This is a genomic window from Sphingomonas sp. R1 (genome assembly GCF_025960285.1).
Classification (GTDB): domain Bacteria; phylum Pseudomonadota; class Alphaproteobacteria; order Sphingomonadales; family Sphingomonadaceae; genus Sphingomonas.
Window position 1 is genome coordinate 584,030 of the sequence record NZ_CP110111.1, and the last position, 14,588, is coordinate 598,617.

Genomic DNA, 14,588 nt, shown 5'->3' on the forward strand with positions numbered 1-14,588 from the left:
TGCAGCCTGCCGCAAAAGCTGTGGAGAAGCCTGCAGCCGGGTTGGCAAAATGGCCCCCGCGCTCCTAGGTTCGGGCATGGCGCATTCCGGTTTCGTACCTCTTCGGGTTTTCTCCTGCTACACCATGCTGGAAGGGGCGATCGACCCCAAGGCGATCGCCAAGCACGCCAAGAGCCACGGTTTTCCGGCCATCGCCGTCGCCGATCGCAACGGCCTCTATGCCGCGATGAGCTTTTCGGACGCCGCCAAGAAGGCCGGCGTCCAGCCGATCGTCGGCACGCTGCTGGCGGTGAAGCGCTCGAACCTCGCCGAGGGGCTCAACGTGCCGATCGACTGGCTCGCACTCTATGCGCAGGACCAGACCGGCTACGAGAATCTCTGCCACCTCGTCTCGCAGGCGCATCTCGACCGCCCGATCGAGGAGGAGGCGCACGTTCCATTCGCAGCGCTCATCGGGCATACCGACGGTCTGCTCTGCCTGACCGCGGGTGCCGAGGGCGCGATCGCCCGGCTCTATGCCGAGGGGCAGGACAAGACCGCCAAGGCCTATGTCGCGCAGCTCGAGGCGCTGTTCCCCGACCGGCTCTATGTCGAAATCGCCCGGCGCAACAACGAGGTGGAGACCCGGGCCGAGGACAAGCTGATCGACCTTGCCTATGCGCGCAATCTGCCGCTGGTGGGCACCAACCCGGCCTGCTTCGCCGACGCCGATTTCTACGACGCGCATGACGCGATGCTGTGCATCGCCAACTCGACCTATCTCGAGACCGACGACCGCCCGCGCTCCTCGCCCGAGGCCTGGCTCAAGCCGGCCGAGACGATGAAGACGAGCTTCGCCGACCTGCCCGAGGCGATCGAGAACACGCTCGTCGTGGCCCAGCGCTGCGCCTATGCCGCGCCCAAGCGCAAGCCGATCCTCCCCAGCCTCGCCGGCGACCGCGAGGGCGAGGCGGCGATGCTGCGCGAGCGCAGCTGGCAGGGGCTGAAGGATCGACTCGACTTCGCCGGCATCACCGATCCTGCGGAAGTGGAGGTGTACAACCAGCGCCTCCAGTTCGAGCTCGACATCATCATCCAGATGGGGTTCCCGGGCTACTTCCTGATCGTGGCCGACTTCATCCAATGGGCGAAGTCCAACGACATTCCGGTGGGGCCGGGGCGTGGCTCGGGCGCGGGCTCGGCGGTCGCCTGGGCGCTGACCATTACCGATCTCGATCCACTCAAGCTGGGCCTGCTGTTCGAGCGCTTCCTCAACCCCGAACGCGTCTCGATGCCCGACTTCGACATCGACTTCTGCGAAACCCGGCGCGGCGAAGTGATCCGCTATGTGCAGGAGAAATACGGCCGCGATCACGTCGCGCAGATCATCACCTTCGGGACGATGAAGGCCCGCGCGGTGATCAAGGACGTCGGTCGCGTGCTGCAGATGAGCTATGGCCAGGTCGATCGCCTCGCCAAGCAGATCCCCAACCACCCGACCGACCCCTGGACGCTCGAGCGCACGCTGAACGGCGTGAGCGAATTCCTCGCCGAATATAACGGCAACGAGGATGTGAAGCGCCTCGTCGACCTGTCGATGCGGATGGAAGGCCTGCCGCGCCACAGCTCGACCCACGCCGCCGGCGTGGTGATCGGCGACCGCCCGCTCGCGCAGCTGGTGCCGCTCTACCGCGATCCGCGCTCGGACATGCCGGTCACCCAGTTCGACATGAAGAATGTCGAAGGCGCCGGGCTGGTGAAGTTCGACTTTCTCGGCCTCAAGACGCTGTCGGTGCTGAAGAAAGCGGTGGTGCTGCTCGCCAAGCGCGGCGTCGACGTCAATCTCGACCGGCTCGATTGGGATGACGAGGGCGTCTATGCCCTGCTCCAGCGCGGCGACACCGTCGGCGTGTTCCAGCTGGAATCGGAGGGCATGCGCCGCACGCTGACCGCGGTGCGGCCGACCAATTTCGGCGACATCGTCGCGCTCGTCTCGCTCTACCGCCCGGGTCCGATGGACAACATCCCGATGTTCGGCGCGCGCAAGGCGGGCCGCGAGCCGATCGTCTATCCGCACGACCTGCTCGAGCCGATCCTGGGCGAGACCTACGGGATCTTCGTCTACCAGGAACAGGTGATGCAGGCCGCGCAGATCCTCGCGGGCTATACGCTGGGCGGCGCAGACATGCTGCGGCGCGCGATGGGCAAGAAGGTCAAGGCGGAGATGGACGCGCAGCGCAGCATCTTCGTCAAGGGCTGCAAGGAAGTGAACGACATTCCCGCAGCCAAGGCGAACGAGCTGTTCGACTTGATCGACAAGTTCGCCGGCTACGGCTTCAACAAGTCGCACGCCGCCGCCTATGCGCTGCTGGCGTACCAGACGGCGTGGCTGAAGGCGCACCATCCGCACGAATTCTTCGCCGCATCGATGGCCTATGACATCCACCAGACCGACAAGCTGGCGGTGTTCGCCGACGACATGCGGCGCCTCGGCATCGAGGCGACCCCGCCCGACATCAACGCCAGCGAGGCCGACTTCACCGTGCAGGCGCAGGGCGAGGGGCTGGCGGTGCGCTATGCGCTCGGTGCGCTGAAGGGCGTGGGCGAGCGGGCGATGGAGCTGCTGGTCGAGGAGCGCGAGAAGAATGGCCGGTTCGCCAGCCTCGACGACTTCGCCAAGCGGGTGGATCCGCGCGTGCTCAACAAGCGCCAGTTGGAGACGCTCGCCTCGGCGGGCGCGTTCGACAGCATCGAGCCGAACCGTGCGGGCGTACACGCCGCCGCCGAGACGATCCTCGCGGTCGCCCAGCGCGACCATGCCAGCCGGATGAGCGGGCAGGGCGGGCTGTTCGGCGATGCCGAGCCCGCGGGCGGCGGGATCACCGTGCCCAAGGATGCGGTCTGGTCGATGTCCGACAAGATCAACGCCGAGAAGGATGCCTTCGGCTATTATTTCTCGGCGCATCCGCTCGACCGCTATGAGCATCTGTTCCGCGGCCAGGGCGTGCGCGACATCGCCTCGCTGCCGGACATGCAGATCCCCGAGGGTGCGCGGATCAATGCCCAGATCGCCGCGTTGATCGAGGATTGCCGCTACCGCACCTCGGCGCGCGGCAACCGCTATCTGATGGCGACGATCTCGGACCGCAGCGCCCAGATCCAGACCTCGTGCTTCGAGGAGCTGATCGCCAAGGACATGGAGGAATGCGCCAAGGGCACCGGCTGCGCGATCCTGACGCTGGAACTCGACAAGCGGCCGGGCGAGGATACCCCGCGCGCGGCGGTGAAGCGGGTGCAGCCGTTCGACACGCTGGCGGGCACCACGCAGCTGATCCTGGAAATCCGCATCGAGGACCCGACGGTGCCGGCGCAGCTGGCCGCGCTGGTCGGCGAGCTGCGCGGGGGCGGCAGGGGCGAGATCCTGCTGCACGCGCCGATTGATGCGGGTGAGGCGACGGTAATGCTCGGGCGCGGCTTCCGGCTGGATACCGAGCTGGCGGCGCGGATCGAGGGCATGCCGGGGGTCAAGGCGGCATCGCTGATGCCCGCGAGCATGAAGCTGCAGGCGGCGGCCTGATCCGCCTCAGCCGCGGCTGCGGGCGCTCGCCCGAGCTTCCAGCAGATCCCACAGCCCGCGATGCTGGGCGAAGACCTGCTGTGCGCCGAACAGCATCGCCCGCTCATGTGCGGCTTCGCGGGCCAGCGCGTCCACCACGCTGACCGTCTCTTCGGCGATCGGCAGGCGGGCGGGCATCGGCTCCAGTCCGAAGCTGGTCGCCGCGCGGTCCAGCACCGAACGGATCGACACCCAGTCGATCGCAAGAGCAAGCGCGGCGCCGGTCGCGCAGCCCGCCCGATCGGACTGGGCCAGCATGTCCAGCGCATGGCGTTGCGCGGCAGCCGCGGCCTCGCTTTCCGCCTGCCCGGGGGTGCTGGGCAGCGGCCCCGCAGCCGCGACCAGCCGTACGAGATAGGCGCGCTCCGTCACAAAGGCATCGGCGGCGGCCTCGATCCACTCGCATTCCACCGGGCGCTTCGCATGCGCGCTCGCATAATCGATCAGGCCGGGGTGGCGGCCATGCAGCCGTGCGACATGATGCACGGCGTCGGCAAGGTCGCGGCGGGGCAGGGCGCCCGCCCGAAGCGCGCGCAGATGCGGATGCAGCGCACTGCCATCGGTGCCTGCCAATGCCCCCATCGATCCCCAGGCACCCGAGAGGCGTTCGAGCTGGGCGGTTTCGAAGAGCATGACCTCGTTCCTCTGGACAGTGCCGTCGGCAGCGAACCGGCCAGAAGGGGATGGCATAGGGGTTTATACCAAGGCGCGTAGAAAGATGGTTACATCGAAATTAATCTTGAAAAGCTGAATTTCACGCGTTCGTAACCACGGTCCAAAAGAAAACGGCCCCGGTATGCACCAGGGCCGTTTGCTGACGTCTCGAACTGCCGCGGGACGCTTACTGGTCGAGGAAGCTGCGCATCTTGCGGCTGCGGCTCGGGTGCTTGAGCTTGCGCAGCGCCTTGGCCTCGATCTGGCGGATACGTTCGCGCGTCACCGAGAATTGCTGGCCCACTTCTTCCAGCGTGTGATCGGTGTTCATGCCGATGCCGAAGCGCATGCGCAGCACGCGCTCTTCACGCGGGGTGAGGCTCGCCAGGACGCGGGTGACCGTCTCCTTGAGGTTCGCCTGGATCGCCGCGTCGACCGGAATGATCGCGTTCTTGTCCTCGATGAAGTCGCCGAGGTGGCTGTCTTCCTCGTCGCCGATCGGCGTTTCGAGGCTGATCGGCTCCTTGGCGATCTTCATCACCTTGCGCACCTTTTCGAGCGGCATGCTCAGGCGCTCGGCCATCTCCTCCGGCGTGGGCTCACGGCCCTGCTCGTGGAGGAACTGGCGGCTGGTGCGGACCAGCTTGTTGATCGTCTCGATCATGTGCACCGGGATACGGATGGTGCGCGCCTGATCGGCGATCGAGCGGGTGATCGCCTGGCGGATCCACCAGGTCGCGTAGGTGCTGAACTTGTAGCCGCGGCGATATTCGAACTTATCCACCGCCTTCATCAGGCCGATATTGCCCTCCTGGATGAGGTCCAGGAATTGCAGGCCGCGATTGGTGTACTTCTTGGCGATCGAGATCACGAGGCGGAGATTGGCCTCGACCATCTCCTTCTTCGCGATACGCGCTTCGCGTTCGCCCTTCTGCACCATGTTGACGATGCGACGGAACTCGGTGAGCGTCATGCCGGTCTGCTGGGCGATTTCGCTCATCTCGGTGCGGATGCGGTCGACCGAGGCGCTCTCGTTCTCGACGAACGCCTTCCACTTCTTGTCGACACCAACGACGGTCGGCAGCCAGTTCTCGTCCAACTCATGATCGACATAGCGATCGAGGAAGTCCTTGCGGCTGACCTTGTGGCGCTCGGCGAGACGCAGCATCTGGCCGCCCAGCGCGGTCAGGCGCCGGTTGAAGCTGTAGAGCTGGTCAACGAGATACTCGATCTTCGCCTGGTGGAACTGGACGCTCTCCACCTCGGCGGTCAGCTCCTCGCGAAGCTTGTTGTACTTCTTCTCTTCCGCGGCCGGGAAGTCCTCGCCAGCCGACATGGTATCGAGCCGCTGCTGCTGGACCTTGCCGAACTTCTTGTAGATCGCGGTGATGTTGGCGAACTTCTCGAGCGCCTGGGGCTTGAGCTGCTCTTCCATCTGGGCGAGCGAGAGGGTGTTGTCCTCCTCCTCGTCGTCCGACGGGCGGCGGGCGCGACGCTCGGTCAGCTCGTCATCGTCGTCCGAGGCGACTTCCTCGGGCTCTTCCTCTTCCTTGAAGGTCGGGCCGGTGCTCGATTCGCTGATCTCGCCATTGTCGTCCTCGGCGCCCTCGACCTGTTCGGCCGACGGACCCTTGGAGAGCATGGCGTCGAGATCGAGGATCTCGCGCAGCTGCATCGTGCCTTCGTTGAGCGCGGTCGACCAGCCGATGATCGCGTTGAACGTGATCGGCGACTCGCAGAGCCCCAGGATCATCGTGTCGCGGCCGGCCTCGATGCGCTTGGCGATGGCGATTTCGCCCTCGCGGCTGAGCAGCTCGACGGCGCCCATCTCGCGCAGGTACATGCGCACCGGATCGTCGGTGCGATCGACGGTTTCCTTCTTCTTCGCGATCTCGAAGGCGGGCGCGGAATCGTCGCTGGTATCGGCGCTCTCGGCATCGTCGGCCGAGTCGTCCTCGGCCTCGGCGTCCTCGCCGGCGTCCTCATTCTCAACGACGTTGATGCCCATATCGTTGAGCGCAGCCATCACGTCCTCGATCTGCTCCGAGGACATCTGGTCCTGCGGCAGCATCTCGTTGAGCTGGTCGACGGTGATGTAGCCGCGCTTTTTCGCACGCGCGACCAGCTTCTTGATCGAACCCTCGTTCAGATCGATCAGCGGCGCGTCACTCGTGTCTGCCGTGTCCGTGACGTCTGCCATGTTCGCCTTCGCCATCAAATCCCTCGAAACTCAGATGGCGGCAATTTTACACCGCCTCTATTCCTCAAAATCACCGTCTTCCGCAAGCATCAGATTGGCAAGCCGATCCAAAAGCTCCTGCCGTTGCCGCGAAAGCGCTACCTGACGGGCAAACGCTTCCTCGGTGCCGTCGCGCATCAGGGCAGCGGTCGCCTCGGCGAGCGCAACATCGACGGCGGGTTGCGCCGCCATCACCGCAATCGCTTCGCCCAGATCTTCGCGCGCCTTCGTCACGTCGGCCGCGGGCCGCGTGAAGGAGAAGGGGAGCGTGTCTGCGCGAAGCAACTCGCTTGCCACTGAATCGAAACCGGACCGGGCCAATATGGTGAGGAAATCCTCGCTATCAAGTTGACGCACCGTCGGAATGGTAAGCGCTACCTCGACAACGGCTTCGAACAGCCGCCCGAGTGCGCCCGAGGCGCTGCGCAGACTGCCGAGGATCTCCATGTGACGGGCGATCTCGACCGGGTGGCGGATCAGCCCGGCGAGCACCGCGCGTGCCAATATGGGATCGAGCCCGCTCGCCTGCACGCCCTTGATCAGATGCGAGGGCGGTGGCTCGGGCGGCTGCCAGCCGCCGCGGGCGTTGCGGGTGCCGCGCTGCTGCGGACGGGCAGGGGCGGGGCCGCGCTGGTCCTTGCGGAACTCGCGCGGGCCGCGGCCGAACTGCTGATCGGCGCGAGCACGGAATTCTGCGATATATTCGTGCTTTACATTCGGATCTTGGATCTGTTCGGCAAGTTCGGTGAGGCGGCGCTTGAGCCCCGCGCGCTGCTCGGGCGTGTCGAGCGGGCCGGCGGCGACTTCGCTCGCCCAGAGGCGATCGACCAGCGGCTCAGGCTTTGCGAGCAGCGCTTCGAAGGCGGCGGGACCCTGCGATCGGACGAGATCGTCCGGGTCGAGGCCCTGGGGCAGGGTCACGAAGGCGAGGCTGCGGCCCGGCGCGAGCATCGGCAGCGCGCGGTGTGCGGCACGCAGCGCGGCCTTCTGCCCGGCGCTGTCGCCGTCGAAGCAGAGCAGGGGGACTTCGGAGAGGCGCCACAGCCGTTCGAGCTGATGTTCGGTCAGCGCGGTGCCGAGCGGCGCCACCACTTCGCCGAAGCCTGCCTGGGCGAGCGCGATCACGTCCATATAGCCCTCGACCGCGATCACCCGGTCCGCCTTGCGCGCAGCGGCCTGGGCTGAATCGAGATTATAGAGCGTGCGGCCCTTGTCGAACAAAGGCGTTTCCGGCGAATTCAGGTACTTGGGCTCGCCTTCTCCGATGATTCTTCCGCCGAAGGCAATGGTCCGTCCGCGGACGTCGCGGATCGGGATCATCAGCCGGCCGCGGAACCGGTCGTACGGCTCCTTGCCCTCGACGGCAATCAGCATGCCGGATTCGACCAGCATCGGATCGCCATAGGATTTCAGCGCGTCCTTGAGCTTGCCGCGCGAATCGGGGGCGAAGCCGAGGCCGAAGGTGCGGGCAGTCTCGGGGGTGATGCCGCGGCGCTGGAGCACGGCGCGTGCCTCGGCGCCTTCGATGCCGTTCAGCCGCTCGGTAAACCAGGTCGCGGCTTCGCCCATCAGCTCGTGCAGGCCCTTGGCGCGCTCGGCCTTTTCGGCGGCGCGACGGTCCTGCTCGGGCATGTCGAGCCCGGCGGCCTGGGCCAGTTCCTTCACCGCATCGATAAAGGGCAGGCCGCGCTGGTCGGTCATCCAGCGAATCGCATCGCCATGCGCGCCGCAGCCGAAGCAATGGTAGAAGCCCTTGTCGTCGTTGACGTAGAAGCTGGGGGTCTTCTCGTTGTGGAACGGGCAGCAGGCGCGAAACTCCTTGCCCGCGCGCTGCAGCTTCACCGACTTGGCGATGAGCGTGGAGAGCGTGGTGCGGGCGCGGAGCTCGTCGAGAAAGGCGGGGGTGAGGGACACGTGGAAGTGATGCGCCTTTGTGGGTGAGTCGGGAAGATGGCGGCGGCGGGTAGGCGATCGATCACCCACCCCCTTCCGCCGCTGCGCGGCTCCCTCCCCCTCCCTTGGAAGGGAGGGGGAACGAAGGCCGCTAGCGCTCCCCCTCCCTTCCAAGGGAGGGGGCCGGGGGGTGGGTGGAGCCTCGGTTCCACTGCCGAATGGGCAGACCGCGTGCCCGATCCGCAATCGTCTGGAGGACGCCATCGAGATTGGTGGCAACCTCGTGGTTGGTGAACCGGAGGACGGTGTAGCCCAGCTGCGCCAGTCCGATATCGCGGTCGCGATCTGCGTCCGCGTCGTGGGTGTCGCCGTCGATCTCGACCACCAACCCGATGCTTGGGCAGCAGAAATCGACGATCGCCGGTTCGATTACATGCTGGAAGCGGAACTTCAGCCCTTCGAGCTGCGACGCGCGAAGGCGCTGCCAGAGTTTCTGCTCCATCGGCGTGGGGTTGTGGCGAAGTTCCTTGGCGCGTGCCTGCATCCAGAGCTTGCTGTGTGTAAACATGCACCCGCCCCCCAACCCCCTCCCTTGGAAGGGAGGGGGAGCGTCCATCTCAGCTCAGCGCCGCCTTCACCAGCGCGCTGGCCTTGCTCATGTCGAGCTGCGCCGCGTGGCGCGCCTTCAGCTCGGCCATCACCCGGCCCATGTCCTTCATGCCGCCCGCACCCAGCTCGGCCTTGATCGCCTCGATCGCCGCGGTCGTCTCCGCCTCGCTCATCTGCGCCGGCAGGAAGCGCTCGATCACCACCACCTCGGCGGCTTCGGCGTCGGCCAGTTCCTGGCGGTTGCCCTTCTCGTACATCTCGATCGATTCGCGGCGCTGCTTGACCATCTTCTGCAGCACCTCGACCACCAGCACGTCGTCGTCCTCGGGCGCCTTGCCGGTGCGGGCCTCGATGTCGCGGTTCTTGATCGCGCTCTGGATCAGGCGGATCGTGGCGGTCGACGCCTTGTCCCCGCCCTTCATGGCAGTCACCAGCGCAGCCTTGATGTCGTCGCGAATCATCCGTGTCTCTCGATCTTGTCCGGGAAAGCCTGCGACCATAGCCCAGGCCCAAAAAACTTAACAGATTGACGGTGCGGCCATCGGGGTCTAGCGGGCGGCCCTTAGCAACATCGCAAACCCAAAGCAGGAGTGCCCGCCCCAAATGGCCGACGCCAAACCCTTGTCCATGCCCGTTGGAGCCACGGGCGTTCTGGTTCTGGCGAGCGGCGAGATATTGTGGGGTCGAGGATTCGGTGCCGAAGGCGATGCCGTCGGCGAGGTGTGCTTCCACACCGCGATGACCGGCTATCAGGAGATCATGACCGACCCGAGCTTCGCCGGTCAGATCATCAACTTCACCTTCCCGCACATCGGCAATGTCGGCGCCAACCCGGACGACATCGAGGCCGATGATCCCCATGCGCTGGGCATGATCGTCCGCGAGGACGTGACCGAGCCGTCGAACTTCCGCAGCACCGAGCATCTCGATGCCTGGATGGCGAAGCACAGCCGCATCGGCCTGTCGGGCATCGACACCCGCGCGCTCACCCGCCGGATCCGTGTCGGTGGTGCCCCGAACGGCGTGATCGCGCACTCGAAGGAGGGCAAGTTCGACCTCGACGCGCTGCTGGAAAAGGCGCGCGCCTGGCCGGGGCTGGAGGGCATGGACCTCGCCGTCACCGTCTCGTGCGAGACGCATTTCGGCTGGGAAGGCGGCGTGTGGAAGCTCGGCGCCGGCTATGACACCAGCCGCCCGGAGACCAAGCGCCCGCAGGTCGTCGCGATCGACTATGGCTCGAAGCGCAACATCTTCCGCAACCTGGTGCAGGCCGGCGCGGACGTGACCGTGCTGCCCGCTACCGCGACCTTCGAGCAGGTGATGGCGTTCAATCCGGACGGCTTCTTCCTCTCCAACGGCCCGGGCGATCCGGCGGCGACCGGCGAATATGCCGTGCCGGTGATCCGCCAGCTGCTCGAGACCGGCAAGCCGCTGTTCGGCATCTGCCTCGGCCACCAGCTGCTCGGCCTCGCGGTGGGCGCCGAGACCACCAAGATGTTCCAGGGCCATCGCGGCGCCAACCACCCGGTCAAGCGGCTGGAAGACGGCGCGGTCGAGATCACCAGCATGAACCACGGCTTCGCGGTGGAGCGCGGGACGCTGCCGGCCAATGCGCGCGAGACGCATGTGTCGCTCTTCGACGGCTCCAATGCCGGCATCGAACTCACCGACCGCCCGGCGTTCAGCGTGCAATACCACCCCGAGGCCAGCCCGGGCCCGCAGGACAGCCTCTATCTGTTCGAGCGGTTCGTGGGGATGATGGCGTGAACCTGCCGCCGTTCGATCCCGCCCGCTTCGAGGAAGAATGGGCGCAGGATCAGGACGTGCTGCAGAGTCTTGCTGCCAACGGTGACAACCCGGCGATTGCTCGCTCCGTGGACGTCAGCTTCCGCGGCTCGGGCAAGGCGCTTGCCGCGCTCGAAGAGGCTGCGGAAGAGCTGGGGTTCACCGTACTGGGCGACGAGCAAAACGAAGACGGGGAGCTCTGGCTCTTCCTTGAACGTGAACAACGCACCGACGAAGCATCGATACGCGCTCTAACCGAGCTCTGCCTGCGGATAGAGACGTATTTCGGCCTGGAATATGACGGCTGGGGCTGCGTCGCAGAAACTGGAATGAAACACTGATGCCCAAGCGCACCGACATCTCCTCCATCCTCGTCATCGGCGCGGGGCCGATCGTCATCGGTCAGGCATGCGAGTTCGATTATTCGGGCACGCAGGCGATCAAGGCCCTGAAGGAAGAGGGCTATCGCATCGTCCTGGTCAATTCGAACCCGGCGACGATCATGACCGATCCCGAGCTGGCCGACGCGACCTATATCGAGCCGATCACCCCCGCGGTCGTCGCCAAGATCATCGAGAAGGAGCGGCCCGACGCCGTGCTGCCGACGATGGGCGGCCAGACCGCGCTCAACACTGCGCTCGCGCTGTTCCGCGACGGCACGCTGGAGAAGTTCGGCGTGACGATGATCGGCGCCGACGCCGATGCGATCGACAAGGCGGAGGACCGGCTGAAGTTCAAGGACGCGATGACCAAGATCGGGCTCGAAAGCGCCCGCTCGGCGATCGCGCACACCGAGGCCGAGGCGCTGACCGCGCTCGACTATGTCGGCCTGCCCGCGATCATCCGCCCCAGCTTCACCATGGGCGGCTCGGGCGGCGGCATCGCCTATAATCGCGAGGAATTCATCGCGATCGTGCGCTCGGGCCTCGACCTGTCGCCGACCACCGAGGTGCTGATCGAGGAATCGCTGCTCGGCTGGAAAGAGTATGAGATGGAGGTCGTCCGGGATCGGAACGACAATGCCATCATCGTCTGCTCGATCGAGAATATCGATCCGATGGGCACGCACACCGGGGATTCGATCACCGTCGCGCCGGCGCTGACGCTGACCGACAAGGAATACCAGATCATGCGCAACGCATCGATCGCGTGTCTCCGGGAAATCGGCGTCGAAACAGGCGGTTCGAACGTGCAGTTCGCGGTCAATCCGAAGGACGGCCGCCTGATCGTGATCGAGATGAACCCGCGCGTCAGCCGTTCCTCGGCGCTGGCGTCCAAGGCGACCGGCTTCCCGATCGCCAAGGTCGCGGCCAAGCTGGCGGTGGGCTATACGCTCGACGAGATCGACAACGACATCACGGGTGCCACCCCGGCCAGCTTCGAGCCGACGATCGACTATGTCGTCACCAAGATCCCGCGCTTCGCCTTCGAGAAGTTCAAGGGCGCCGAGGCGGTGCTGGGCACGGCGATGAAGTCGGTCGGCGAAGTGATGGCGATCGGCCGCTCGATCCACGAATCGATCCAGAAGGCGCTGCGCGGGCTGGAAACCGGCCTCAGCGGCTTCAACGATGTCGACCGGCTGGTCGGCGCGCCGCGCGACGTGATCGAGGCGGCGCTGACCGTCCGCTCGCCCGACCGGCTGCTGATCGCGGCGCAGGCGATGCGCGAGGGCTTCAGCCTGAAGGACGTCCAGCGCTTCACCAGCTACGACCCCTGGTTCCTCGAGCGCATCGCCGAGATCCTCGATGCCGAGAAGGACGTGGCCACCAACGGCCTGCCGCAGGACGCGGCCGGCATGCGCCGCCTCAAGGCGATGGGCTTCAGCGACAAGCGGCTGGCCTATCTGGCGCTCAAGTCGGTCAACCTCCGCGCGGGCAGCGAAGTCATGGCGCGCAGCTCGGGCCTGATCGGCGAGATCGCCAACGCCATCTCCGGCGGCGTGACCGAGGCCGAGGTGCGCAAGCTGCGCCACCGGCTGGGCGTGCGCCCCGTGTTCAAGCGGATCGACACCTGCGCCGCCGAGTTCGAGGCGAAGACGCCCTACATGTACTCGACCTATGAGGCGCCGAGCTTCGGCGAGCCCGAGAACGAGGCCGAGCCGAGCGAGCGCCGCAAGGTCGTCATCCTCGGTGGCGGTCCGAACCGGATCGGCCAGGGAATCGAGTTCGACTATTGCTGCTGCCACGCCTGCTTCGCGCTGGCCGATGCGGGCTATGAGACGATCATGGTCAACTGCAATCCGGAGACGGTGAGCACCGACTATGACACCTCGGACCGGCTCTATTTCGAGCCGCTGACCGCCGAGGACGTGCTCGAGATCCTCGAGGTCGAGAAGTCGAAGGGCGAGCTGGTCGGCGTGATCGTCCAGTTCGGCGGGCAGACCCCGCTCAACCTCGCCAAGGCGCTGGAGGATGCCGGCATCCCGATCCTCGGCACCAGCCCCGACGCGATCGACCTGGCCGAGGATCGCGAGCGCTTCGCCGATCTCGTCGCCAAGCTGGGCCTCAAGCAGCCGGCCAACGGCATCGCGCGCAGCCGCGACGAGGCGGTGCGGGTGGCCGAGCGGATCGGCTATCCGGTGCTGATGCGGCCGAGCTATGTGCTGGGCGGCCGGGCGATGGAGATCGTCGACAGCCTCCAGCAGCTCGACGACTATATCCAGACCGCGGTGCAGGTCTCGGGCGACTCGCCGGTGCTGATCGACCAGTATCTGCGCGACGCGATCGAGGTGGACGTGGACGCGATCGCCGACGGCACCGATGTGGTGGTCGCCGGCGTGCTCCAGCATATCGAGGAAGCCGGCGTCCATTCGGGCGACAGCGCCTGCTCGATCCCGCCCTACAGCCTGCCTGCCGAGATCATCGCCGAGATCGAGCGCCAGACCGTGGCACTGGCGCGCGCGCTCAAGGTCAAGGGGCTGATGAATATCCAGTTCGCGGTCAAGGACGGCGAGGTCTATCTCATCGAGGTCAACCCGCGCGCCAGCCGCACGGTGCCGTTCGTCGCCAAGGCGATCGGGGCGCCGATCGCCAAGATCGCCAGCCGGGTGATGGCGGGCGAGAAGCTGGCAAACCTGCCGGTGATCGACCGCGACATCGATTACATCGCGGTCAAGGAAGCCGTGTTCCCCTGGGCGCGCTTCCCCGGCGTCGATCCGGTGCTCTCGCCCGAGATGAAGTCGACCGGCGAAGTGATGGGCATCGACAAGGACTTTGCCACCGCCTTCGCCAAGTCGCAGCTCGGTGCCGGCACGGTGCTCCCGCAAGGCGGCACGGTGTTCGTCAGCGTCAAGCAGAGCGACAAGGCGGTGGTGCTGCCCGGCGTGAAGATCCTGGCCGAGCTCGGCTTCAAGATCATCGCGACCAGCGGCACGGCCGAGTTCCTGGCGGCCGAGGGGATCGCGGTGGAGACGGTGAACAAGGTGGCGCAGGGCCGCCCGCACATCGTCGACCGTATCCAGGACGGCGACGTCGCGCTGATCTTCAACACCACCGAAGGCTGGCAGTCGCTCAAGGACTCGATGAGCATCCGCGCCTCGGCGCTGGCGCAGAAGGTGCCGTACTTCACCACGGCGCCGGGCAGCGTCGCGGCGGCACGGGCGATCGCGGCGATGCGCAGCAACCCGATCGAGGTGCAGCCGATCCAGGCCTATTTCGCCTCGCGGGGGTGAATGTGCCGCTGGGGAGGGGGCTGCGTTCCCCTCCCGCCTGCGGGAGGGAGGGCTAGGGAGGGGCTGAGCCATTCAGCGCTTCTTCCACGTCGATCCCTCCGCCAACCCCTCCCGCATGCGGGAGAGGAGCGGACGCCTTAAGA

9 protein-coding genes are annotated in these 14,588 nt (G+C 66.3%); 4 read left to right on the plus strand and 5 right to left on the minus strand.

Features of this window, described 5'->3' with window-relative positions:
* Nucleotides 1-76: 76 nt before the first annotated feature.
* Nucleotides 77-3,556 carry a DNA polymerase III subunit alpha gene (dnaE, locus tag OIM94_RS02865; protein ID WP_264609810.1) on the plus strand — a complete coding sequence of 1,160 codons (3,480 nt, stop codon included), beginning with the start codon at nucleotides 77-79 and terminating at the stop codon, nucleotides 3,554-3,556.
* Between the two features lie 6 nt (nucleotides 3,557-3,562).
* On the opposite strand, the gene OIM94_RS02870 is transcribed toward dnaE, so the two are convergent.
* The 5 genes from OIM94_RS02870 to OIM94_RS02890 all read right to left on the minus strand — a co-directional run bounded on the left by OIM94_RS02870 (nucleotide 3,563) and on the right by OIM94_RS02890 (nucleotide 9,451).
* Nucleotides 3,563-4,228: a DUF6975 family protein gene (locus tag OIM94_RS02870; RefSeq protein WP_264608623.1), complete on the minus strand. Its 666-nt coding sequence runs from the start codon at nucleotides 4,226-4,228 to the stop codon at nucleotides 3,563-3,565.
* Nucleotides 4,229-4,436: 208 nt separating this feature from the next.
* Entirely contained in the window at nucleotides 4,437-6,464 is a 2,028-nt protein-coding gene (rpoD, locus tag OIM94_RS02875) for an RNA polymerase sigma factor RpoD (protein WP_264608624.1), read from the minus strand.
* Between the two features lie 42 nt (nucleotides 6,465-6,506).
* The gene (gene dnaG / locus OIM94_RS02880; RefSeq protein WP_264608625.1) at nucleotides 6,507-8,402 is read right to left on the minus strand and encodes a DNA primase; all 1,896 of its coding nucleotides are present in this window, start codon (nucleotides 8,400-8,402) and stop codon (nucleotides 6,507-6,509) included.
* Nucleotides 8,403-8,532: 130 nt separating this feature from the next.
* Complete coding sequence (locus OIM94_RS02885) at nucleotides 8,533-8,949, minus strand: endonuclease domain-containing protein (protein WP_264608626.1); 417 nt, start codon at nucleotides 8,947-8,949, stop codon at nucleotides 8,533-8,535.
* A gap of 49 nt (nucleotides 8,950-8,998) precedes the next feature.
* Nucleotides 8,999-9,451 carry a GatB/YqeY domain-containing protein gene (locus tag OIM94_RS02890; protein ID WP_264608627.1) on the minus strand — a complete coding sequence of 151 codons (453 nt, stop codon included), beginning with the start codon at nucleotides 9,449-9,451 and terminating at the stop codon, nucleotides 8,999-9,001.
* Nucleotides 9,452-9,593: 142 nt separating this feature from the next.
* Here OIM94_RS02890 and carA point away from each other — a divergent pair, with 142 nt between their 5' ends.
* Genes carA through carB form a run of 3 tightly spaced genes read left to right on the plus strand, consistent with a single transcriptional unit; the run spans nucleotide 9,594 to nucleotide 14,445 of the window.
* Nucleotides 9,594-10,757, plus strand: a complete 1,164-nt coding sequence (carA, locus tag OIM94_RS02895) for a glutamine-hydrolyzing carbamoyl-phosphate synthase small subunit (RefSeq protein WP_264608628.1) — start codon at nucleotides 9,594-9,596, stop codon at nucleotides 10,755-10,757.
* Nucleotides 10,754-11,116 (plus strand): ribonuclease E inhibitor RraB, encoded by a 363-nt coding sequence (locus tag OIM94_RS02900; RefSeq protein WP_264608629.1) that lies wholly within the window; start codon nucleotides 10,754-10,756, stop codon nucleotides 11,114-11,116. Before carA ends, OIM94_RS02900 begins: the two co-directional genes overlap by 4 nt.
* On the plus strand, nucleotides 11,116-14,445 hold the full coding sequence (carB, locus tag OIM94_RS02905) for a carbamoyl-phosphate synthase large subunit (protein WP_264608630.1): 3,330 nt from the start codon (nucleotides 11,116-11,118) through the stop codon (nucleotides 14,443-14,445). The genes OIM94_RS02900 and carB overlap by 1 nt, the downstream gene beginning before the upstream one ends.
* Nucleotides 14,446-14,588: the final 143 nt, after the last annotated feature.